This is a genomic window from Pseudomonas sp. HY2-MNA-CIBAN-0224, from assembly GCF_040310285.1.
Lineage (GTDB): Bacteria > Pseudomonadota > Gammaproteobacteria > Pseudomonadales > Pseudomonadaceae > Aquipseudomonas > Aquipseudomonas helleri.
This window is the reverse complement of sequence record NZ_JBEOPQ010000561.1, coordinates 1-268: the sequence shown is the minus strand read 5'-3', so window position 1 is coordinate 268 and position 268 is coordinate 1. Positions and strand designations below refer to the sequence as shown.

1 pseudogene is annotated in these 268 nt (G+C 46.6%); it reads right to left on the bottom strand.

The window, feature by feature from the left end:
• Nucleotides 1-25: 25 nt before the first annotated feature.
• A pseudogene (locus AAEZ03_RS29350) lies at nt 26-268 on the bottom strand (hypothetical protein); the annotation flags it as partial.

Here is a 268-nt window from a genome sequence, read left to right as displayed (position 1 = left end):
GGACATGCCCTAGGCCAAACTCGTCCTAGTTGGTTGCCGTTTCTGTTTGTTCTTCTTCAGCAATCACTGCATTGGCATCGACATTACCTTCATCAACGACAACCACTTGCTCAACACTACCATTAGCGGCTGTTTTTTGTGCAGCAGCCGTTGTGCTAGTACCAAAATAGCTGCCAGTGATTTGATCATAGGTGCCATTGGCTTTTAGCTCTGCCAATGCTGCGTTAAATTTGGCAACTAGTGGATCACCTTTACGGAAGGCAATACC